The 19,870-nt window shown below is 42.5% G+C and carries 28 protein-coding genes; 12 read left to right on the top strand and 16 right to left on the bottom strand.

Annotated features, from left to right (window positions below):
• Nucleotides 1–56: 56 nt before the first annotated feature.
• On the top strand, nucleotides 57–575 hold the full coding sequence (locus MTTB_RS04770; protein ID WP_248563898.1) for a nitroreductase family protein: 519 nt from the start codon (nucleotides 57–59) through the stop codon (nucleotides 573–575).
• On the opposite strand, the gene MTTB_RS04765 is transcribed toward MTTB_RS04770, so the two are convergent.
• Genes MTTB_RS04765 through MTTB_RS04755 form a run of 3 tightly spaced genes read right to left on the bottom strand, consistent with a single transcriptional unit; the run spans nucleotide 572 to nucleotide 3,182 of the window.
• Nucleotides 572–1,063, bottom strand: a complete 492-nt coding sequence (locus MTTB_RS04765) for a PsbP-related protein (RefSeq protein ID WP_248563897.1) — start codon at nucleotides 1,061–1,063, stop codon at nucleotides 572–574. The two genes, MTTB_RS04770 and MTTB_RS04765, sit on opposite strands and share 4 nt — an antisense overlap.
• Nucleotides 1,064–1,074: 11 nt before the next feature.
• The gene (locus MTTB_RS04760; protein WP_248563896.1) at nucleotides 1,075–1,569 is read right to left on the bottom strand and encodes an MGMT family protein; all 495 of its coding nucleotides are present in this window, start codon (nucleotides 1,567–1,569) and stop codon (nucleotides 1,075–1,077) included.
• Nucleotides 1,539–3,182 (bottom strand): cation:proton antiporter, encoded by a 1,644-nt coding sequence (locus tag MTTB_RS04755; RefSeq protein ID WP_248563895.1) that lies wholly within the window; start codon nucleotides 3,180–3,182, stop codon nucleotides 1,539–1,541. Before MTTB_RS04755 ends, MTTB_RS04760 begins: the two co-directional genes overlap by 31 nt.
• A 126-nt stretch (nucleotides 3,183–3,308) precedes the next feature.
• Here MTTB_RS04755 and MTTB_RS04750 point away from each other — a divergent pair, with 126 nt between their 5' ends.
• From MTTB_RS04750 to MTTB_RS04710, 9 genes are all read left to right on the top strand, one after another.
• Nucleotides 3,309–4,328 carry a hypothetical protein gene (locus MTTB_RS04750; protein WP_248563894.1) on the top strand — a complete coding sequence of 340 codons (1,020 nt, stop codon included), beginning with the start codon at nucleotides 3,309–3,311 and terminating at the stop codon, nucleotides 4,326–4,328.
• A complete protein-coding gene (locus MTTB_RS04745; RefSeq protein WP_248563893.1) occupies nucleotides 4,235–5,554 on the top strand; it encodes a PAS domain-containing sensor histidine kinase in 1,320 nt (439 codons plus the stop codon). Before MTTB_RS04750 ends, MTTB_RS04745 begins: the two co-directional genes overlap by 94 nt.
• A 121-nt stretch (nucleotides 5,555–5,675) precedes the next feature.
• The gene (locus MTTB_RS04740; protein ID WP_248563892.1) at nucleotides 5,676–5,957 is read left to right on the top strand and encodes a hypothetical protein; all 282 of its coding nucleotides are present in this window, start codon (nucleotides 5,676–5,678) and stop codon (nucleotides 5,955–5,957) included.
• Nucleotides 5,958–5,959: 2 nt separating this feature from the next.
• On the top strand, nucleotides 5,960–6,910 hold the full coding sequence (locus MTTB_RS04735; protein WP_248563891.1) for an ABC transporter substrate-binding protein: 951 nt from the start codon (nucleotides 5,960–5,962) through the stop codon (nucleotides 6,908–6,910).
• Nucleotides 6,911–6,939: 29 nt separating this feature from the next.
• Nucleotides 6,940–7,692, top strand: a complete 753-nt coding sequence (locus tag MTTB_RS04730) for an ABC transporter permease (RefSeq protein ID WP_248563890.1) — start codon at nucleotides 6,940–6,942, stop codon at nucleotides 7,690–7,692.
• Nucleotides 7,693–7,708: 16 nt separating this feature from the next.
• The gene (locus tag MTTB_RS04725; RefSeq protein ID WP_248563889.1) at nucleotides 7,709–8,452 is read left to right on the top strand and encodes an ABC transporter ATP-binding protein; all 744 of its coding nucleotides are present in this window, start codon (nucleotides 7,709–7,711) and stop codon (nucleotides 8,450–8,452) included.
• 5 nt (nucleotides 8,453–8,457) lie between these two features.
• Nucleotides 8,458–8,724 carry a hypothetical protein gene (locus MTTB_RS04720; protein WP_248563888.1) on the top strand — a complete coding sequence of 89 codons (267 nt, stop codon included), beginning with the start codon at nucleotides 8,458–8,460 and terminating at the stop codon, nucleotides 8,722–8,724.
• Nucleotides 8,725–8,753: 29 nt separating this feature from the next.
• Nucleotides 8,754–8,921 (top strand): 4Fe-4S binding protein, encoded by a 168-nt coding sequence (locus MTTB_RS04715; protein ID WP_248563887.1) that lies wholly within the window; start codon nucleotides 8,754–8,756, stop codon nucleotides 8,919–8,921.
• A 6-nt stretch (nucleotides 8,922–8,927) separates the two neighbouring features.
• The gene (locus tag MTTB_RS04710) at nucleotides 8,928–10,109 is read left to right on the top strand and encodes an NAD(P)/FAD-dependent oxidoreductase (protein ID WP_248563886.1); all 1,182 of its coding nucleotides are present in this window, start codon (nucleotides 8,928–8,930) and stop codon (nucleotides 10,107–10,109) included.
• Here the strand turns inward: MTTB_RS04710 and MTTB_RS04705 are convergent.
• Nucleotides 10,101–10,898, bottom strand: coding sequence for a UbiA family prenyltransferase (locus MTTB_RS04705; protein WP_248563885.1), 798 nt, complete (start codon nucleotides 10,896–10,898; stop codon nucleotides 10,101–10,103). The genes MTTB_RS04710 and MTTB_RS04705 overlap by 9 nt on opposite strands.
• Before the next feature lie 34 nt (nucleotides 10,899–10,932).
• Complete coding sequence (locus MTTB_RS04700) at nucleotides 10,933–11,673, bottom strand: ATP-binding protein (protein WP_248563884.1); 741 nt, start codon at nucleotides 11,671–11,673, stop codon at nucleotides 10,933–10,935.
• 53 nt (nucleotides 11,674–11,726) lie between these two features.
• Here MTTB_RS04700 and MTTB_RS04695 point away from each other — a divergent pair, with 53 nt between their 5' ends.
• Nucleotides 11,727–12,182, top strand: a complete 456-nt coding sequence (locus tag MTTB_RS04695; protein ID WP_248563883.1) for a YbhB/YbcL family Raf kinase inhibitor-like protein — start codon at nucleotides 11,727–11,729, stop codon at nucleotides 12,180–12,182.
• Between the two features lie 507 nt (nucleotides 12,183–12,689).
• On the opposite strand, the gene MTTB_RS04690 is transcribed toward MTTB_RS04695, so the two are convergent.
• Nucleotides 12,690–13,298 (bottom strand): acyltransferase, encoded by a 609-nt coding sequence (locus MTTB_RS04690; protein WP_248563882.1) that lies wholly within the window; start codon nucleotides 13,296–13,298, stop codon nucleotides 12,690–12,692.
• Between the two features lie 107 nt (nucleotides 13,299–13,405).
• Here MTTB_RS04690 and MTTB_RS04685 point away from each other — a divergent pair, with 107 nt between their 5' ends.
• Nucleotides 13,406–14,413: a 7-cyano-7-deazaguanine synthase gene (locus MTTB_RS04685; RefSeq protein WP_248563881.1), complete on the top strand. Its 1,008-nt coding sequence runs from the start codon at nucleotides 13,406–13,408 to the stop codon at nucleotides 14,411–14,413.
• Here the strand turns inward: MTTB_RS04685 and MTTB_RS04680 are convergent.
• The 10 genes from MTTB_RS04680 to MTTB_RS04635 are packed head-to-tail and all read right to left on the bottom strand — an operon-like array spanning nucleotide 14,396 to nucleotide 19,857.
• Nucleotides 14,396–14,536: a DUF3096 domain-containing protein gene (locus tag MTTB_RS04680; RefSeq protein WP_248563880.1), complete on the bottom strand. Its 141-nt coding sequence runs from the start codon at nucleotides 14,534–14,536 to the stop codon at nucleotides 14,396–14,398. The genes MTTB_RS04685 and MTTB_RS04680 overlap by 18 nt on opposite strands.
• Before the next feature lie 32 nt (nucleotides 14,537–14,568).
• Complete coding sequence (gene argH / locus MTTB_RS04675; protein WP_248563879.1) at nucleotides 14,569–15,984, bottom strand: argininosuccinate lyase; 1,416 nt, start codon at nucleotides 15,982–15,984, stop codon at nucleotides 14,569–14,571.
• Between the two features lie 14 nt (nucleotides 15,985–15,998).
• On the bottom strand, nucleotides 15,999–16,151 hold the full coding sequence (locus MTTB_RS04670; RefSeq protein WP_248563878.1) for a 30S ribosomal protein S27ae: 153 nt from the start codon (nucleotides 16,149–16,151) through the stop codon (nucleotides 15,999–16,001).
• Nucleotides 16,148–16,453, bottom strand: coding sequence for a 30S ribosomal protein S24e (locus MTTB_RS04665; RefSeq protein ID WP_248563877.1), 306 nt, complete (start codon nucleotides 16,451–16,453; stop codon nucleotides 16,148–16,150). The genes MTTB_RS04670 and MTTB_RS04665 overlap by 4 nt, the downstream gene beginning before the upstream one ends.
• Nucleotides 16,431–16,940: a GTP-dependent dephospho-CoA kinase family protein gene (locus MTTB_RS04660; protein ID WP_248563876.1), complete on the bottom strand. Its 510-nt coding sequence runs from the start codon at nucleotides 16,938–16,940 to the stop codon at nucleotides 16,431–16,433. Before MTTB_RS04660 ends, MTTB_RS04665 begins: the two co-directional genes overlap by 23 nt.
• 1 nt (nucleotide 16,941) lies before the next feature.
• Nucleotides 16,942–17,124 carry a transcription elongation factor subunit Spt4 gene (gene spt4 / locus MTTB_RS04655; RefSeq protein ID WP_248563875.1) on the bottom strand — a complete coding sequence of 61 codons (183 nt, stop codon included), beginning with the start codon at nucleotides 17,122–17,124 and terminating at the stop codon, nucleotides 16,942–16,944.
• On the bottom strand, nucleotides 17,121–17,672 hold the full coding sequence (rpoE, locus tag MTTB_RS04650) for a DNA-directed RNA polymerase (protein WP_248563874.1): 552 nt from the start codon (nucleotides 17,670–17,672) through the stop codon (nucleotides 17,121–17,123). Before rpoE ends, spt4 begins: the two co-directional genes overlap by 4 nt.
• 24 nt (nucleotides 17,673–17,696) lie before the next feature.
• Complete coding sequence (locus MTTB_RS04645) at nucleotides 17,697–18,227, bottom strand: inorganic diphosphatase (protein ID WP_248563873.1); 531 nt, start codon at nucleotides 18,225–18,227, stop codon at nucleotides 17,697–17,699.
• Nucleotides 18,228–18,249: 22 nt separating this feature from the next.
• The gene (locus MTTB_RS04640; RefSeq protein ID WP_248563872.1) at nucleotides 18,250–18,606 is read right to left on the bottom strand and encodes a type II toxin-antitoxin system VapC family toxin; all 357 of its coding nucleotides are present in this window, start codon (nucleotides 18,604–18,606) and stop codon (nucleotides 18,250–18,252) included.
• Between the two features lie 24 nt (nucleotides 18,607–18,630).
• Nucleotides 18,631–19,857, bottom strand: coding sequence for a translation initiation factor IF-2 subunit gamma (locus MTTB_RS04635; RefSeq protein ID WP_248565278.1), 1,227 nt, complete (start codon nucleotides 19,855–19,857; stop codon nucleotides 18,631–18,633).
• Nucleotides 19,858–19,870 lie beyond the last annotated feature (13 nt).

Genomic DNA, 19,870 nt, shown 5'->3' with positions numbered 1-19,870 from the left:
GAACATGGGAGCTCATATATAATAGTAAATATAAAATGGTATGGTGGTGTTTTTTCATGAGCCTCTTGGATGTTATTAAGGGTAGAAGGAGTATAAGGAGATTCAAAAAAAGGGATATACCAAGGGAATATCTTGAGAAGATAATGGAGGCTGCGAGGTGGGCTCCATCAGCCGGCAACCTCCAAAGCAGAAAATTCCTGATAGTTAAAAACCCCCAATTGAAAAATGAGATTGCAAATGCCGCTTATAGGCAATCATTCATAGCAGAGGCCCCGGTTGTCATTGTAGCATGCGCCGATCTTGAAAGATCAGCCCTGGGCTATGGTGAACGTGGTAGAAACCTTTATTGTCTATTTGATGTTGCAGCAGCAGTCGAGAACATGCTGCTCACAATCCATGAGCTCGGCCTTGGAGCTTGTTGGGTTGGGGCCTTCGATGAAAGGCTTGTAAGCGAAATCCTGGACATCCCATCTACATTAAGGCCGGTTACGATAGTCCCATTGGGTTATCCTGCCGAGAAACCGTCACCACCCCCAAGGATGAGCCTAGAGGAAGCTTTCAACATCATAGACTAGAGTATAGCTAGGCTGTTGATGATAATATCAAAGTTGGGGTTTTCTCTATTGAAGTTCCCTGGTGCGGTTTTACATGCTATGATATAAAAGTAGTCTCCTTTTTGGAGGATTACTAGGCGGGTTTGTTGGCTTGTTTGCGTAGGATCGCATCCTATAGTATATACTAGTTCATAGGCTTTTGAGCCATCTACTGTTAGGGTCCTGTTAGATACTTGTCTGTAGCAGTATCCTGAAAGGTTCGCTGGCAGGTTCCTGGTATATTCTAGGTATCTGTTCTCGAGGCTTGTGTTCGCCCTTTCCTTGAATATGATAACCTGCGCATCACCTGAGGGACTGTTGACACTTATTAGGGCCCCTGGAAGGTCCATGACCTTGCCACATTCCCATCCCATGGGATAATCGAAGGATATTCCCTGGCCTTCGTAATGTCCCTTGAAGATGCAACCGGCAGCCAACACTACTAGGAGGATTATTAGATATTTTCTCAACTTTCAACACCTCATATGATCCTGTTTTTGTCTATTATGTTCTGATTGAATTTTATACCTTCGCTTTCTAGTAGTCTTTTTTTCATGGCCTTGCCTGCCTGGTATCCTCCGAGGCTCCCGTCAGATCTCACAATCCTATGGCATGGTATGATGATGGGGAATGGGTTGGTGGCCAGCGCCCTGGCCACGCTCCTTGGGCTCGTTGAGAGTTTGCCTGCTATGCGCCCATAGGTACTTACAAAACCAGCCGGTATTTTATACACTTCGGATAGGACCTTCCTTTGGAATTTTGAACAAAGATTTAATGCGAGGTTTTCCATCTTCACACTCTTGGAGGGTAACTTGGCCCTTTTTATCATCTTTAATCTATTATCTAGGCTTCCGGGTAGTAGAACTTTGAATATGATGGGTTTTTCTTTCATTTGCCATAGTATGTGGATGGTTCCGATGGGCGTCTTTTTGGGGGTTAGGTTCATCATTCCAATTCGCAGATGCCCTTGTAACATGTGAATATCTCCCCTGCTATCTTCCTCGTGGCCTCTTTTTTCTCAGAGATCACTATATCAGCCCCTGCCCTGTAGAGTGGCTCTTCGTCCTCGAAGCCCCTCATGCGGACTATTATCTTCATGAGGGGGTTTAAGTGGCGGGCTTCATGGACGACATGGACTGTTGAATCATAATCTGTTATGGCCACCACCATTGCAGCAGCCTTTGAAACATTAAAATGTCTTAGAACGTTAATATGGGTGGCGTCCCCATAGTATATGTTATATCCTTCTTCTCGCATCCTGTTAACAACCTCTGGGTTTATATCAACTCCAATGTATGGTATGTTGTTCTCCTCGGCTATATCCACCAGTTTGCGACCGGTTAAACCCACACCTACTATTATGAGATGATCCTCGAGGGGTTCTCTAGGCTTTTTGTAATATCTTCCCCTTTTAACCTTTCGTGGTAATGGGAATTTCATGAAGTGCTCGGCGATCCTTGGAGAGGCCATTATCATGAATGGTGTGAAAGCCATTGTCATGATGGAAACCAAAAGCAGGCCCTGAAACATGAGATTATCTATGACACCGTACCTTAGCCCGGCCTCGGATACTATGAATGAGAATTCACCCACTTGTGATAACATTATAGCTGCAAGTACCATGATCCTACTTGAATATCCGAGTAGGAAACCTACAATATTATTGATGAAAAATTTGATGATAATAACAAGGATAACAGCAGCTAGGATCAGCGCATAGTTTGCGAATAGGAAGTTGAGGTCTATCAGCATCCCAAGGGATACGAAGAAAAAGCTTAAAAATACTTCCTCAAATGGTAGGATTATACCCTGGGCTCTGTGGGCATAGTCTGTCTGGGCCACCATAAAGCCTGCTATGAACGCTCCTAGGGCTGGTGATAATCCGGCTTCGCTTGTAATCCATGTTACAGAAGCGCAGATGAATATAACAGTGACTAGGAATAATTCTCTGCTTTTGGCCTTCGCCGCCAAATGTAGAATCCGGGGTACAAGGTATTTCGCGGCGACTAGTGTGAATGCTATGATGAGAGCACCCTTTAATATTATGTTGAAGAGGTTTACCATCCCCCAGACGGTTCCCGCGAGTACAGGTACCAATAATATCATGGGTACTGCTGCAAGATCCTGGAATATTAATATAGAGGCTGAAACCATACCATGTGGGGATTCTAACTGTTCAGAATCCTGCAAAATCTTTAAAACCACCGCAGAGCTGCTAAGTGAAATTAGAAATCCGATGAATAATGCCTTTTTCAAGCCTAATCCGATCTCTAATAATAATATTAACACTATGATTATTGTTAAGAGTATCTGGAGGGTGCCCCCGAGTATTGCTGTCCGTTTAAATTCACCAAACCTTTCAGTTGAAAGTTCGAGGCCGATGGCAAATAATAATAGTATAACACCAGCCTCTGCCATTAACCTTATCTGCCCTCCATCCTGGACGAGTCCAAGTACTTGGGGTCCTGCGATAATCCCAGTGATGAAAAATCCAACGATACTTGGCATTTTCATCCTCTGGAATAGGACCAAAACAAAGAAGGCCAATCCAAAGATTATGACAATATCTTTGAGTATCGTTAACGCCATTAACCTTCCACCTTATGATCGCCTAAACTATTATATAGTGCACATTATACAAAACTTTAAAAGGGTGCATTCTTGGCTTGTAATCCTCGATAGGATATGACTCATAATCTTTGGGGGATTTTTATCATGGATAAGAAGAATATCTACTTTATAATTATCTTGGCATTCCTCTTTTCACTTGCCGCATTCTTCTTACCCCTCAGGTTTCGCATTCCAATCATAAACATTATAACCTGTGTCACAGGATTCTTGGCTTCCTTTGCATTTTTTTCCATTGGATTCTATTCAAGAAAAGTTTATCAAAAATATTATACCACCCTTTTCTTATTGGGCTTGGGGCTTTTCTTCAATGGACTTGGGGAGTTGGCGTGGCTCATACTCGAATTCCTGGGCAAAAACCCGTTCCCCTCCATCGCAGACGTCCTGTACTTGTCATTTTATCCTATTTTCGGCCTTGGACTTTTAACCATCCCCGTGGAGAGGAAAACAGAAAAGATTAAGTCGATACTCGACTTTTGCATAATATCGGCTTCCTTAGCCACCATTATATGGATATTCATCCTCAAACCCATCATAGTATCTGGGGGGCCGTTAATCGAAGTTATAATATCTGCGGGTTATGTTTTCGGCGATTTTATAATCCTCTTCATTATAGTAGATGCTATAATCAATAAGATTGGATCATTAAGGTCTCGCTCCGTCGGCATGTTCCTTGCTGGTATAATAGTTTTACTTTTAAGTGATCTTTTATTCGCCTATAGCGATTTTTATGGATTCTATTATATTGGCTGTCCACTCGACCTAGGATGGATAATAAGCTACCTATTATTGACAGTTTCAACTATTGAATTTAGGGTGGAGGATTTTGAAAGACCAGTATATTCCCAGAAACGTCTCCAGGTGGTGGAACATTTCCCAGATTTCTTCCTTTTATTCTTGTTTATATTATTTGTATTTGTACTATTCAATTTCAAAATCGCAACAGCTAGGAGTTTTGCGATAGCATTCTTTATAATATTATCTTTAACAATTGGAAGACATCATGCAGCCTGTTGGAGAACAGAAAACTTATTAAAAGAGCAAATGCTGAGAAGAGAAAGGCTGAATTATACCTTGAAATCGCAGCATGGGCTATCATACTACTAGATGATAAAGGGAGAATACGATACATAAACCCGAGAGGACTCGAGATCCTAGAATGCGCCGAAGAAGATGTTAAAGGCAAAAATTGGTTCCTAAATTTCATACCAGCCGATGAGCGCCCAAAGAGAGAGAAAAGGTACCTGGATCACATCAAAAGAGGTGAGAAAAGTTATGCGTTCACGGGTAGTATCATAACATGTAAGGGTAACAGGAAAATAATCCATTTCATAGCCAGATTACTCTATGAAGAGGGAGAATTCAAAGGAGCCCTCATCACAGGCGAGGACATCACAGAAGTTTACCATATGAGCAGGAAACTTGAAGAAAGCGAAAAAAGATACATGAGCATTTTTAAAGCGGCCCCGAACATTATAATATCATTAGACGAGGATTTCACAATCCAAGATTGTAATAGTATGGTGAAAATCCTCGGTTACAAGCCCCATGAATTGAAGGGTAAAAGCTTCAATGATATCCTTGAGGATAAGATCGCAAGGCCAATTCCTGGGGAATACAGGATCCGGAGGAGGGATAAGAGCATATTATATGCTAAGATAAATTTCAGCAGACTAAAAGATGAGATAATCACGATAATAGAGGATATAACACCCCTCAAAGAATATATAAAAGAAAGGGAACTCCTACTACGTGAGATACACCATCGTGTCAAGAATAATCTACAGATCATCTCAAGCCTACTAGGCATCCAGGAAAGGAAAATAGAGGATCCAAAATCCAAGGGGATACTCTCAAGTAGCAGAGACCGTATAAAATCCATCTCACTATTACATGAACACTTATATCAATCAGAGGACCTTGCAAAGGTTAAAATACGAGATTATATAAAAAATCTCACATCCATGATAATCCAAACCTACACAACAGACATCCGCATAGAAACAGATATCGATGACATCACACTAAATATTGAAACAAGCCTCCCAATCGGCCTAATAATAAACGAACTATTAACCAACACAATAAAACATGCCAATGCAACAAGAGCCAAAATCCAACTAAAAAAAGAAGCTGGTGGAGGTCTAAGATTACACTTCCGGGATGATGGTAAAGGCTTGAGAATGGATGAGATAAAAAAATCGAAGGGACTGGGATGGCAACTCATAGAGTCCCTGATAGACCAACTCGGAGGGAAACTAACAATCAAAAGCAAGAAAGGCCTAGACTTCACAGTAACATTCAAAGAACTCACCTACAAGAAAAGATACTAAACCTGGGGGAATATCCATAGAAGAAGAAATAGAAAAACTAGAAAAGGAAATAAAAGAGAAGGAGAAGATCATAGAAGACCTCCGAGAAAAACTATGGGAATATAAGGGGAGACTAGATGAGTTGAGAGAAGAGAAGAAAAGATTAAACAAAAGATTAAATGAGCTTGAAGTTCTAAAACTAGACCTCAAACTTAAAAACATCCAAGCCCTAGAAGATGAAAACAACCGCCTAAAACACCGAGCTGAAATAACCAAAAGACTACTCGATGAAGCACGGGAAAAAATAGAAATACTAGAAAAGACAATCAACGAATTCAAAAATCAAAAACTCATAGAAAGACTCGTTAAAAAAGAACCCCAAAGTCTAACCTATTATAAAAAAAGATTCAAAAAAGGGGGATAATAATGGTGGAGAGAAAATGGATCATAGCCACAATAATAATACTAGTGATAGTGGGCGCAGCCTACACGTTATATCCCAGACCAGAAGAGAGGGTTATAAGAGTCGGCCACCTAAAAGACGACCACCACTCAGCACTCTTCATAGCACAGGCAAAAGAAATGTACGAAAAAGAGGGTTTAAAGGTTGAAACCATCGAATTCAACGCGGGACCAGATCTCGTGAAGGCAGCGGCGACGGGGCAGATAGACATTGGCTACTGTGGGACGCCCCCAGCAGTCACCGGGATAGCTAAGGGTGTGCCCATAAAAATAGTCGCGGCAGTCAACCAGGAGGGATCGGGGATAGTAGTCGGGGAAAATACAGGCATTCAAAAGATAGAAGACCTCAAAGGCAAAACTATAGCAATACCAATGAAGGGCAGCATACAAGATGTACTATTACAGATGGCACTGAAAGAACATGGCATAAACCCAGAAGATGTTAACATCATAGAAATGCAAGTCCCACTAATGCCAAAGGCCCTAGAAGCAGGGAGAATAGACGGTTTCATAGCATGGGAACCCTATGTTTCCATGGCGGAACAGAAGGGTTACGGGCACGCCATCGCATATTCCAGGGATATATGGAAGGATCACCCATGCTGTGTGGTGATAGCCACAGACCAATTCATAAAAGAACACCCAGACCAGCTAAGAAAATTCCTAAAGATCCATGTAGAGGCCACCGAATACCTTAACAGTCACAAGGACGAATCAGCATCCATAGTAGCCAAAACCCTTGGGACAGACCCTGAAGTAGAAAAGAGGGCATTCCAGAACATGAAATTCCTCGCAGTACCCACAGGTTCCTTTATAGACAATGTCCTGAAGTTTGTTGAAATAGAAAAACAACTGGGCTATATTAAAAAGGACCTTAAAAGGGATGATATCTTCAACCTAGAGTACCTACCATAAAAGGGATAAGACCAAGAGGGTGGACGATTTTGAAGAAATTCTTCGAAGCACTAATCATACCAGTGATACTGATCGTAGTCTGGTCAATATTAACATTCACCAACCTGATACCATCATATATCCTCCCAAGCCCATATGAGGTCCTAGTAGCATTCTACAACCTGCTAATAACTGGAGAATTGTTTTTACATGCCATGAGCACACTATTAAGGGTTGTCACAGGATTCACCGCAGCAGCTATAATCGCAATACCACTAGGAATAGGCATAGGCTGGTCCAAGACCCTGGAGAGGCTTTTCAACCCGATAATACAAATATTGAGGCCTATACCCCCATTGGCATGGGTTCCATTCGCCCTCCTCTGGTTCGGCCTAGGGCTTAAAGCAGAGGCATTCATAATATTCATAGGATCATTCTTCCCAATACTCCTAAATAGCCTAGACGCCGTCAAGGGCGTGGAAAGGGTGCTCATCGAAGCAGCATGCACACTAGGAGCCACCGAAGGACAGGTGCTGACTAAGGTTGTGTTACCAGCATCCTCCCCAGGGATACTACTAGGTTTGAGGGTTGGCTTCGGCATAGGATTCATGTGCACAGTAGCGGCTGAGATGATAGCAGCCAAATCAGGCCTAGGATACCTTATCATGGAGGCTATGCGCCTACTCGACACGGGCGAAGTCGTAGTGGGCATGCTCACCATAGGCCTTATAGGATTCGCCATCGACCAGCTACTCTCAAGGGTGGAGGAAAAATACATCCCATGGAGGGGTAAAACCATCTAATGTGAGGGGTTTGAGGATGCCATTAAAGATAGAGGGGCTTTCGAAGAAATTCAAGGACAGGCCCATACTAGAGGATATAAACCTCCAGGTTGAGGATGGTGAATTCCTATGCATAGTAGGACCTTCAGGTTGCGGTAAAACCACACTATTGCGGATAATCGCAGGCCTAGAAGAGCCCACCACAGGCAGAGTATTCGCCGATGGCAAGCCGGTCAAGGGACCCGGAGCCGATAGGGGATTCGTATTCCAACAATACACCCTCTTCCCATGGCGAACCGTACTCGAGAACGTGACCTTCGGATTAGAACTTAAAGGACTAGAAGAGGGTGAAAGGGAAAAAATCGCCATGGAATACCTTAAACTGGTCGGATTAGAAGATTTCAAGGACGCATACCCATATGAACTTTCAGGGGGTATGAAACAGAGAGTTGCAATAGTAAGGGCCCTTGCAAATAATCCTAAGTTTCTCCTCATGGACGAACCATTCGCAGCATTGGACATACAAACACGAAACCTACTACAAAAAGAACTTTTATACATATGGGAGAAAACAAATGAAACCATAATATTCGTAACACATAACGTGGATGAGGCAGTATTCCTAGCAGATAGGATAGTGGTCCTAAGCGTAAGACCTGGTAGAATACTGCGAACATTTAAAGTTGAAATAGAGAGGATAAGAGACAGACTAAGTAAAGACTTCCTAACCCTAAGGGGTGAGATACTTAATATACTTGAAAAAGAAGTTAAATTAAGGTGATAAAAGTGGACCAGAAGATGTTAATAGTGGGCGTGGGAGCCCTACTAATAGGCTTGGTAATAGGATGGACCCTAGGACTCTCATCAACACAAAACCCAATCCTTAACATAACCAATAATTCAAGTGACCAACCAGCGGATGAACCAACCATTACACAACCTACACAACAGCAGCAGCCCACACAACAATATCCGGGAAATGATACAAGCACACCATCCCCCGACCAACCATCACCAGATGGAACATCACCCGGGAACACCTCAAGATCCTAGAACCTCAACCATACTATGGGGATGAAAGGATGAAGGTTAACGATTGGTGCATGTATTGCGGAGAATGTGCAGGAGTATGCCCCAGGAACTTGATAGAAGTTAAGGAGACATCTATAATATTTTCAAAGAAGGAATGTAAAGATTGTAGACTCTGTATGCAAGTATGTCCTATAGGGGCTCTTGAACCAGAGGAGTGATAGTAGATGATCAGAACAGACGTGCTTGTAATCGGCGCAGGCCCGGCAGGTTCAACCGCGGCTAAACACGCGGCCCTCGGAGGCTGTGATGTAATCCTAGTAGATAAAAAGTCTGAGATAGGCGCGCCTAAACGTTGCGCGGAGGGGGTTTCCATGGGCGGACTCGAATCCCTCGGGATAAAACCCAACCCCCAGTGGATAACAAGGAAAATAGAGGGTGTGCGCCTTGTATCACCCAATGGTACCAGTGTCTGGTTAACATCTGAAAAGGTTGAACTCCCGGAAGCAGGTTACATATTAGAAAGGAAAGTCTTTGACAAGCACCTGGCAATGGACGCTGCCAGGGCCGGTTCGAGGATCATGATAAAAACCCTTGCAAGGGGCTTGCAACGGGTAGATGATGGTTACATTGTGGACCTTGAGACAATGGGGGAAGAATTCCAGATAAAAGCGCGTATAATTATAGCAGCTGACGGACCCGAATCAAGGGTTGCAAGGTGGGCTGGTCTCAAAACCGCCACCAAGCCAAAGGACATGGAATCAGCAGCACAATTTGAGATGGTTGGTGTTGAAATGGAGGATAATCATTGCATAGAATTTTATTTCGGGAGTGTCGCCCCTGGGGGTTATGCTTGGATATTCCCGAAGGGGGATGATATAGCTAACGTAGGACTCGGCGTCCTTTCAACCAGGACCAATAAGAGCGCATACGAGCACCTACTAGAATTTGTGGAAGATTGTCCAGCCACCAGGAACGCTCAACCAGTTGAATTAAATATAGGCGGGGACCCGGTAGGTGGAATGCCAAAAAAGCTAGTAACTGATGGTTTGATGGTTGTGGGTGATGCTGCAGGCCAGGTCAACCCACTCACGGGTGGGGGTATAATATCTGGGATGACGGGTAGCATGCTAGCAGGTAGGGTCGCGGCCAAGGCCATGAAAGATAATGACACATCCAAGGAAAGGCTTAGTGAATATGAGAAACTAGCCTATGAGAGTATAGGTAAAGATATCAATAGGTATCTTAAGGTGAAGGATTACATGTTAAGTCTCAGTGACGATGAACTTGACTCAATCGCGGAAGCCTTTAAGGATGTGGAATTTGAGAAGATAAGCACAACGGAACTTGTTAAAAAATTGGTGAAGGTTTCCCCAAGGGCCCTCTTAAAACTTGGAAGGCTATTTTAAGAGGAGTAGGATGATTATACAGGCCAGATAAAAGACTGATAACATCCTATGATAGATTATATCCGCTAATTTGATCATCTTCTCTCTTTCCATTATATTGGAGAGATATAGTGGTATTGTGGCCATAAAGGATGGTAATATTACTATTAGGATCTGTGAAAGGCTTATATCACGGTTACTATACGCATAGTATATGATTAAGAAGAATATTATGGATACTATGGTTGTTTCTTTAAGTTTCTTCTTATACATGAGATATGTTCCCAGTCCTGCTGTGAACATTAAAATGTAAATACTGGCTGGGATAATAAGGAGGCCCCCTACTAGTATGCTTGCAGAGGCTAATCTTAGAATATTGTTAGTTGCTGTGCTATTTAATGGTGCGAGGGGGGTTTCCTTCAACCTTAAGGGGGGCAGAGTATACAAGAGCTGGTTTAAGACCATTAAAAGGAGTATTATAGTGAAGAGTGGGTTTAAAAGGATTGAAAACGCTAATGAGGATACTATCAAGGCTGATATAAATAATAGGACCATCCTTGGTCTTACATCCCCTCCTGTGAATGGTCTGTTAGATTTTAACCTGTCCCTTTTATCAACTTCAATATCTGTAAGATCATTAAGGGAATAGAGTCCACCCCAGAGTATTGATACAATGAGAAGCCCTGAGAGGAATTCCAGTGGACTGAAAGCCGTTTTATACTCGTGGGCATAGGTAAGGACGAGAAGATACATATGGATATTCTTAGCCGTCCAGGTGATCCTAGTTGACCTTAAAAGAGCTTTTAACATCCTATACCACCAGTGATACTCTCTGTGGGGGCTACTAGACTTTTCTAACTTTGTCTAGTATATAGCGGGGCCTGCAACCATATACTCTGATATATTTTTTGATTCTATCCTCTTCAACGTCTAAATGTGCCTTAATGATCTTGATAGTCTCCTTGGGCGTGTATTCTATCCTGACTACTGTGAATATCATTCCTAGGATTTTTGAGAGCATCTTTGAGATTATGGGGATGTCTGTGAAGATATCATATTTTTTATCTCCTATTTTTAGTCTCCATGCTGTCTGGAATATGATGTTAAGATTCTTGAACTCTTTCTTGTGTCTTAGGTATTCTTTGATGCAGAGCAGATAAAAGTAGGGGGTTTTCCTAGATTTCAGGGTCCATTCACTAAAACCATGAACATCATCTTTTATGAGGTGGCTGTCATGGAATCTGTCAGCGAACAGAACAGCATCAAAGGCTGAAAGGCGCCTATAAGCTTCATCCTCCCCGTTAACATCTAATGACTCCTTAATATTATCTATTATATTCTTGAGGACTTCTTGTGGGTTTGCTGACAGGTTCTTAAGGTGGCATTCTACATCATATACTCTGAGTCCAAGCTCGTCTATGGCCTTGTAAATGTTCGCTGATTTACCAGTACCAGGAGTGCCTATAACATGTACTATCTTCCCTTTCTTATACTTCAGATCCTCTAGCACACTTTTAAGTTTAAGATAGGCTTGCGTCTTTACAAAAATTTTATTATCTGAGGGTACATTTATTTTATGATCCATCGATAAATTATTTCATGAATAAGATAATATACTATTTTGGGGGTGTTTAGCCGTTGAAGATTAGAAGTAGCGCCTTTAATGATGGGGAGAGAATACCGAAAAAGCATACCTGTGATGGTGAAGATGTTTCACCACCACTCACCTGGGAGGATGTGCCCGAAGGGACTGTTACACTCGCCATAATATCTGATGATCCAGACGCACCATCCAAAACCTGGACACACTGGCTGATATTCAACATACCTCCAGAACTTAACGGTCTCCCAGAGGGTGTTGAGAAAGTTGGAGAGTTGGAAAACGGGATCAAACAAGGATTTAACGATTTTGGGCGTATAGGATATGGTGGTCCATGCCCACCATTTGGCGTGCATAGATACTACTTCAAATTATATGCCCTGGACACGAGCCTTAACCTTGAACCCGGAACATCCAAGGAGGAGCTCTTAAGGGCCATGGATGGGCATATAATCGAAAAAACAGAGATGATAGGATTATATTCAAGAGGTTGAATTGTCCTCACGCTTTGCATGGGGCTTCCTGCAAGTACACTCCCATATACTGTGGGGCTTGTCGCAGATTATCAAGGACTTGGTAGCGTTTCTAAGGCGTTAGGAGACGAACCACGGTATTAAGGTTCCTATCAAGATTGTTTCCGCGATTCATAGTATACTCGGATAACATCATGTACATGACTCCTTTCAAATTTTGAACCTTACTCTGATAGCATAAAATGTTTTCACCATTGAATCGTGGAAATGACCCTGTAATGTTTATAACGATTATTTTTCAAGTTTCGCTAATTTCGTAAGCTTTTTGGGGAAATCATATTAGGAAACTCTTTTTTACGGTATTTTAAACTTGTACAAGATGGTATTCTAAAAAGGTAAACTGGATGGATCCCCTTATCAAGCATTTGATAGTCGCCATTATAGTTCATCTGTGATTCATTTTCTCCTTTGCAGAGGGGGTCTTTTTAAAATTTGAATAATTATTTTGTGTGATCTGATATTCTTTTTTTAGATTCTGTTTGGTACTTTAAGTTTTGGTGGTAGTGCTTTGATTTTTGCGGGGGCTCCTATGGCAAGGGACCATGGCGGCACGTTCCTTGTGACAACAGCACCCGCGGCTACTATAGCCCCTTCTCCAACCTCAATATTCGAGAGGAAGGTCGTGTTAGCACCTATGGACGCTCCCTTCCTTATTATGGGGCCTCTGAGTTTATATTTTACCCTTACAGGGTATCTGTCATTGGTGAAACAAGCACATGGCCCTATGAATACATTATCCTCTATGTAACTTTTTTTCGGCAAATAAACATTTGATTGTATGCTAACATTATCACCTATCCTGGAGTGGCCTTCTATGACTGTATTAGTACCTATAAGAACGTCGTCTCCGATTGTTGTCTTCTCTCGGATCAATACATTGTGGCCTGTGCGTAGGTTGTCACCGATGGTCACATCATTATAGATGACTGTATTAGATCTTATGAGGGGGTTTTTACCTATAATAGGGGGTTTGCTGAATTTCTTATATCCATAACCTATTATTATATTCTCGGTTTCCCTTTTACGGGTCCATTCTTCTTCCCTATCCCCGAAGAGGAGGCTTCTAATATCCGGCATTACAATTTCACCCTTCCTTATGGTAAAACTTGATGGGGTAACCACCCATGGTATCTTCTTTTCTAGGGGGATCCTATTTATTACTTGTCATCCCTTTATTATATTATATGGAGTCCTCATATTTAAAGAAGATGATAGAAGAACTTAGAGAAGAAATAGGCCATGAAAGGGTTGATGTGAACATAAAAGAGGCCATTTTTAACAGGGAAAAGAATGAACTCATCATAGTAGCCCCTGACAGGTCGGATAAATCTGTTATAATAGGGAAGGGGGGGTGGGTTGCTGGTAGGCTTAGAGAAGCCCTTGGAGTTGGCAGAGTCCATGTTGAAGCTTATACTGATCTAATCTTGAAAAAATATAGGATGAAACTTTCATTGGATAAAATAGAATCCCTAATAAAAAAAGGAATATTCCCAGACCAACTCGAGGTTTTCAAGGGTCTTCTCCAGGAAAGACTGGAGAAAGTCCCAGAATTTGACCTTTTAGAGTATAAACTTGAAGATTTGAACGGGGAGGTTATAGTAGCATTATCTGGTGGGGTTGACAGCAGTTTTTCCACCATAATCGCAAAAAACCTTGGTTTTAATGTGAAAGCCATAACAGTAGACCCTGGGAGTATCATACTCCCCGGACATGTGAAAGAAAATATAAATAGGCTATCCAGGACATTGGAGATAAAACACGAATATATCGAGGCAGATTTTTCAAATCTTATAAAGGAGGCCCTTGAAGGGAGATTCCACCCCTGTGGAAGATGCTCCAAGAAGATAAATGATAAAATATTAGATTATGCGAGAGACCATGATATCGGGATTGTCATATTCGGCGATTTACTACCCACATCGTCCCAGGCTATAAACCAAGTGGATGATCTCTTGAGGTTGAACCTTCCAGCCCTCCTTGCAGCATCTAAACAAGAAGTAAAGGGGGTGGTCTCTCAATTCAATATCAGAGGATCCCAGGTTTTCGGCTGCCCCCTCCTGGGGGAAGTTCACAGGAGATTCCCACATTTTAGACGATACTCAGTACAGAGGATATTGAGGGAGACACGCGCCGGAATATTAGAACCTGGAGAGGCGCTAACCCTTATCCTGGGCCTATTCAAAGAACTTTAATATACCATAGACAATCAGGAATATACCTACAAGGTAGCCTACAAGATAAGGGTATATGATCATCAGTATGCCTATAATTATTGCAAGGATTCCTATTACACGAGGATCTGTTTTCGCTACCATATACTATAATCAGATAATATGATATATATAGATTAGTGTAGTGATTTAAGCTCTTCTTTAATATAAGTTCTCAGTCTTTTGATGGAGGCATCCACCATCCTAGGGGAGGGTCCGCCTGGGACATTCCGCATTTTAACATTCTCACGCGGGTCAAGAGCCCTCTTTATAATATCATCGTCTAATCCGAGTTTTTCCCCTATGATCTCCATACTAACCTTATCTAGTAGATTGGAGTCAACATCTAATGGACTTAAACCCTCACTTATAAGATTGTTGATTAGGCGTCCAACGATTTGATGGGCTGTCCTGAAGGGGATTTTCTTCTCCTTTACAATAGTATCTGCGAGGTCTGTTGCCGTGGCGAAATTGGAAACCGCAAGTTCAAAACCTCTTTTCTTGTCTATTTTAACCGTTGATAACATTCTCCTAACTATACGGATCATATCGTAACATGTTCTCATAGCATCCCAAAGGTGGGGTGTGATCTCTTGGAGATCCCGATTGTAGGTATAGGGTAGACCCTTTAGGATCCCGAGAACGCCCATAAGGTTGCTGTAGAGGTTCGCTGTCCTGGCCCTGGCTATCTCAGCAACATCTGGGTTTTTCTTCTGGGGCATTATAGATGATGTTGATGAGAATTCATCAGCCAATTCTATTAGATGGAATTCGTAACTACTCCAGAGTATTATCTCTTCACAGATTCTGCTCAGGTTCGTGGCTATCATTGAGAGATCGAATATGGTCTCTGCAATGAAGTCCCGGCTACTTACAGCATCCATTGAATTTTCCATGTAGTCACTAAATCCTAATAGTCTCGTTGTGAGTTTTCTGTTTATTGGGAAGCTAGTTGTTGTCAAGGCACCGGAACCAAGGGGGTTAACATCAACCCGCCTATAGGTGTCTTTTAGACGTTCATAGTCTCTTTTAAGTGCATGGGTGTATGCGAGTAGGTGGTGTGCGAGGGTTGTGACCTGGGCATGTTGAAGATGCGTATAACCTACTATGATAGTCTCTTTATGGTCTTCAGCCATCTTAACCAGGACTTTGATGAAGTGTAGTAGTTCTTTTTGTATTTCTCGTATTTTTTCTTTGAGGGCGAGTCTGAGGTCTGTTGCTACTTGGTCGTTTCTCGATTTCCCTGTGTGCATGAAACCGGCTTCTTCTCCTATTTTTTCTGTGACATATTCTTCTATAGCCATGTGGATGTCTTCAACTGAGGGATCTAAATCTAGGGCTTCTATACCCTCTTTTTCGAGTTCTTCTAGGACTTTTATTATCCTGTGGGCTGTTTTTTTGTCTATTATACCCTCTTGGGCTAGCATCCTGGTGTGGGCTATGTTACATTTTATATCAGCGTGGAATATGTGGTGGTCAAATTTTAGGGATGATGTGAATTTGGCAGCTTCTTCATCCATCTTTTTTTGTAGTCTGCCACCTCTAATGTTCAATTATCCTCCATCCTCTACCTGTTTTTCCATTGGGTGTACCCGCATCTTCCACACGCGTATCTGTCCCCATGGTCGGCCATGAAAACCCCACTTGAGCATCTGGGACAGAATGGGTTCTTCCTCTTGATCTTGTCTTCTTTGACTTCATATAATTTATATTTGCTCATTCTTCTCCCTCGGTTTCCGCTTTCTCTTCTAGGTTTTTTTCTATGATATGTTTTGGTTCGATCTTTTCTAGTGCTTTCTTGTCTTGGTAGAGTTTTGCATATCCTTCTGCTTTGCCTTCTCCAAAGTATGGTTTTAGGGTGTCTATAACTAGAAGATCTTTATTAGTGTTTAGCATTGCGACTAGTTTCTTTTTAACTTCGAGTATTTTTGGTGTTGGCTCCCCATGATATAGGCATTCGAATTTTATCTCAGTCCTTGAAAGGAGTGGGTTCTCCTTTTCATCGGTTATTCTGATCTCCATCCTCTTTTACCTCCTTAAATTCTCTGATTAGGTTTTCTGCTTTTTCTTTCATCTTTTCTGCTTTGACTAGGACAACCCCCTTATTGGGTTGTCCGTATAATATAATGGCATCTGGTGGTGCTAATATGATCGATGGTAAGACTGCGAGGTCCTCTTCACCATCTACTATGATAAGGAAATTATCCCCTGAATTTATGGCCTTTTTTATACTTGTCCAGAGTTCATCTGTTATGGTGGCTGGTGGGTTTTCACATTTTAGGATTTTGGCATCATATTGGATCCTGTAATTTGAGGCTCTTCTCTGAATGCGATTATCTATTATGGCTAGGCGGGGTTTTAAACCTGTCTGGAGTAGTCTGTGTGTTGTAACATCACCTACTGAGATTATGAATGCACCCTTTGGTATGGGCGCTTCCTTGGGTGATGGGTATAGTCTCCCGAATGGTTCCTTTAATTTTTTCCTTAATTTTCTTGGTAGGATTAACACTTTATCTGACCCTTAAAGCATATTCACCAGGTTTGGTGATGGCAAGTTCCTTGGCTATCCTGGAGTTTTCGGGGTTGATTATGATGAGCACTCCACTCCAATTGGTAGATGTTAATCCTCCACAATCTGGGCAGCGTTCTTCCTCTGTGATCTTCTTACACTTAGTGCAAGCTTTGAGGGTCATTTTTTACTCTTCCTCTTCTCTTCTTCTATCCATTCAAGCCTTCCAAGTCCTGGCTGTCTCATGGTGAGGCCTATCTTTATCTTTCCTTCCTCTTTAAGGCTTAGTGAGACTATCCTAGCCCTCACACGGTTGCCTTCTTCGAGCCTCCTGTTGGTCTCTTTACCGACTAGGACACGTTTTTTGGCATCATATGTTATGTAATCGTCTGTAACCTGTGAAACATGGACTAGACCATCCATGGGACCTATCCTTACGAATGCGCCGAATTCGGTTATCTCTATCACTTCACCCTCAACCACTTCTTGGAGTTCCGGTTTGAAGAAGAGTGCGTTGAATGTTACTTCATGGTAGGCGGCCCCGTCACCCATTATGACTTTCCCTATTCCTATCTCTTCTATGTCTGTTACTGTGAGCATCTGTCCAAGTTTCTTATCCATCTTACCTACGTAGGTTTCGTTGAGTATGTCGAATGTGACTTCTTCTAGGGGTTCTTCAAAACGGTGTGGTGGTATTCTAACCGTGTCTATGATCTTTGTTTTATAATACAAGGTATCCCCCTTTTATCTAAATTTTTATTTTAGGTATTTTTCTTTGTATAATTCCACTGAGTGGATAACTGCATCTAATGCCTTTTGACGGTTCTCCCATCCGATTATTTCGGTGTTTTTATCTTCAAGTTTCTTGTATTCCTTGAAGAAGTGGGCTATCTCCTTTAGGATGTGTGGATGGATATCGCCGATGTCATTCACGTCCTTATAGTGGGGGTCTTTGACTGGTACTGCTAGTATCTTATCGTCTTGGTCGCCGCTGTCAAGCATTTTCATCAGTCCTATTGGCCTTGATTCGATGATGCAACCGGGGAATGTGGCCTCGTCTATGAGTACGAGGATGTCCATGGGGTCTCCGTCATCGTATAGTGTCTGTGGTATTATACCATAATCTGCAGGGTAGAAGAATGGTGAATATAATACCCTGTCGAGTGAGAAGGCTTCTAGGTCCTTGTCATATTCGTATTTGTTCCTTGAACCCTTTGGTATCTCGATTATGGCATATACAACTTCGGGGATTGATGGTCCCGGTTTTATATCCTTCCAGAGGTTCATATTATCTCCCTCCTACTATTACTTATGATATGTATCCGTTGATGGCTAGATATTTTTTCTGTCGAAGGTAGATGACTGGCACGCCCTTTCTGCGCGCTTTTTTTCTAAGTTCTTTATCATTTGTGCAGAGGATGTCTGATAAGCGTATTAGCGCGTCGTCCACACTTTCACCCTCCCTTAGTGGGAGGTTTATTATCTTGAACGGCCCCCTCTTCGCCAATCTGAGGGCTATCCGGGCGGCGATCCTATCCTTCCCCTTGGATTTCCTTTTAATCATTTCGAGTTCGTCTATTACGAATGATGGGATGATAAATTCGCCATTGGGGGCTATTCTCTTCAGTTCAGAGATGATATCGACCCTGAACTGGAATGGTATCATAAAAAATTTGCGTCGATGACAATCTTATTTGATGATACCATAGCCTATCAGCCTCCATCTTGCACCTACTCGTCTTGATAATGCTATCCTTTGACCATCCTCGGCGCAGACTGGTAATTTCAATGTGATATCAGCATCATTCTCCCTGGCGGAGGTTACAACACCTACGGTGGTTGTTGTCCCTACGTTGATCATTAGGGGTTCATTTGTTCTTATGGGTTCAACCTTCGCTTCTTCCTCTGTACCAACGATCCTCTCTAATAGGTGTGTTTCAATGGTGAGATTGTGCCTAACGGGTGGTAGAGTGTCTGGTTCACCGACTACTGAACCTGAGAGGGAATCTGCCTTTGTGAGTGATGGGTCTAGTTTGGTGCCCACGCCTACAAGGCCTCCTGGTCCAACTTCTTCCATCGGCTCTCCACCGGCAACTAATCCCACGATCTCTGAGTAGAGGCTGTTCCATGATGCTTTACCATCCTTTTTGAGTTGTATGCCAGGTTTTATCTCTATCTCGTCTCCGACTCGGAATTTGCCCTGTATAAGTGACCCGCCAATAACTCCGCCCTTTAGTTGATCTGGGGTGGCTCCTGGCTTGTTTATGTCAAAGGAGCGGGCCACGTACATCCTCGCAGGTTTTTTAAGATCCCTTTTTGGCGTTTTAATGTTCTCTTCTATTGCTTGGATTAGTATGTCGATGTTAGCCCCTTGTTGGGCTGATACTGGTATTATCGGCGCGTCGGCTGCGCATGTGCCCTTCACGAACTCTTTGATCTCCTTATAATTTTCTAGGGCTCTTTCTTTTGATACTATGTCTATCTTGTTTTGGACTACGATAACATCCTTAACTCCTATGACGTCCAGGGCCATGAGATGTTCTTTTGTCTGCGGTTGTGGACAGGGTTCGTTGGCTGCTATCACGAGTATCGCACCATCCATGATTGCGGCGCCGGATAGCATTGTTGCCATGAGGGTTTCGTGGCCTGGAGCATCTACGAATGATACTTTCCTTAGGAATTCTGTCCTGGAGCCACAGTGTTCACATTTTTCTTTTGTTGTGTAGGATTGGGGTGGCGGGCACTTGGGACACTTCCTGAAGGTTATATCCGCGTATCCTAGGCGGATGGATATTCCCCTTTTTGTTTCTTCGCTATGGGTGTCTGTCCACACCCCTGATAGGGCCTTTGTGAGGGTTGTCTTCCCATGGTCGACGTGTCCCACGAGGCCGATGTTTATCTCGGATTGTTTTTTCACAAGGATGCACCTA

It is taken from the genome of Methanothermobacter tenebrarum (genome assembly GCF_023167465.1).
Lineage (GTDB): Archaea > Methanobacteriota > Methanobacteria > Methanobacteriales > DSM-23052 > Methanothermobacter_A > Methanothermobacter_A tenebrarum.
The sequence above is the reverse complement of the archived record's forward strand: the minus strand, read 5'-3'. Positions and strand labels throughout refer to the sequence as shown.

Excerpts from the sequence above, each read along its gene's own strand:
- MTTB_RS04770 (WP_248563898.1), top strand. The coding sequence starts at position 57 with ATGAGCCTCTTGGATGTTATTAAGGGTAGAAGGAGTATAAGGAGATTC.
- MTTB_RS04760 (WP_248563896.1), bottom strand. The coding sequence starts at position 1,569 with ATGTTACAAGGGCATCTGCGAATTGGAATGATGAACCTAACCCCCAAA.
- MTTB_RS04755 (WP_248563895.1), bottom strand. The coding sequence starts at position 3,182 with ATGGCGTTAACGATACTCAAAGATATTGTCATAATCTTTGGATTGGCC.
- MTTB_RS04750 (WP_248563894.1), top strand. The coding sequence starts at position 3,309 with ATGGATAAGAAGAATATCTACTTTATAATTATCTTGGCATTCCTCTTT.
- MTTB_RS04735 (WP_248563891.1), top strand. The coding sequence starts at position 5,960 with ATGGTGGAGAGAAAATGGATCATAGCCACAATAATAATACTAGTGATA.
- MTTB_RS04725 (WP_248563889.1), top strand. The coding sequence starts at position 7,709 with ATGCCATTAAAGATAGAGGGGCTTTCGAAGAAATTCAAGGACAGGCCC.
- MTTB_RS04715 (WP_248563887.1), top strand. The coding sequence starts at position 8,754 with ATGAAGGTTAACGATTGGTGCATGTATTGCGGAGAATGTGCAGGAGTA.
- MTTB_RS04710 (WP_248563886.1), top strand. The coding sequence starts at position 8,928 with ATGATCAGAACAGACGTGCTTGTAATCGGCGCAGGCCCGGCAGGTTCA.
- MTTB_RS04705 (WP_248563885.1), bottom strand. The coding sequence starts at position 10,898 with ATGTTAAAAGCTCTTTTAAGGTCAACTAGGATCACCTGGACGGCTAAG.
- MTTB_RS04700 (WP_248563884.1), bottom strand. The coding sequence starts at position 11,673 with ATGGATCATAAAATAAATGTACCCTCAGATAATAAAATTTTTGTAAAG.
- MTTB_RS04690 (WP_248563882.1), bottom strand. The coding sequence starts at position 13,298 with ATGCCGGATATTAGAAGCCTCCTCTTCGGGGATAGGGAAGAAGAATGG.
- MTTB_RS04685 (WP_248563881.1), top strand. The coding sequence starts at position 13,406 with ATGGAGTCCTCATATTTAAAGAAGATGATAGAAGAACTTAGAGAAGAA.
- MTTB_RS04680 (WP_248563880.1), bottom strand. The coding sequence starts at position 14,536 with ATGGTAGCGAAAACAGATCCTCGTGTAATAGGAATCCTTGCAATAATT.
- MTTB_RS04670 (WP_248563878.1), bottom strand. The coding sequence starts at position 16,151 with ATGAGCAAATATAAATTATATGAAGTCAAAGAAGACAAGATCAAGAGG.
- MTTB_RS04665 (WP_248563877.1), bottom strand. The coding sequence starts at position 16,453 with ATGGAGATCAGAATAACCGATGAAAAGGAGAACCCACTCCTTTCAAGG.
- spt4 (WP_248563875.1), bottom strand. The coding sequence starts at position 17,124 with ATGACCCTCAAAGCTTGCACTAAGTGTAAGAAGATCACAGAGGAAGAA.
- MTTB_RS04645 (WP_248563873.1), bottom strand. The coding sequence starts at position 18,227 with ATGAACCTCTGGAAGGATATAAAACCGGGACCATCAATCCCCGAAGTT.
- MTTB_RS04640 (WP_248563872.1), bottom strand. The coding sequence starts at position 18,606 with ATGATACCATTCCAGTTCAGGGTCGATATCATCTCTGAACTGAAGAGA.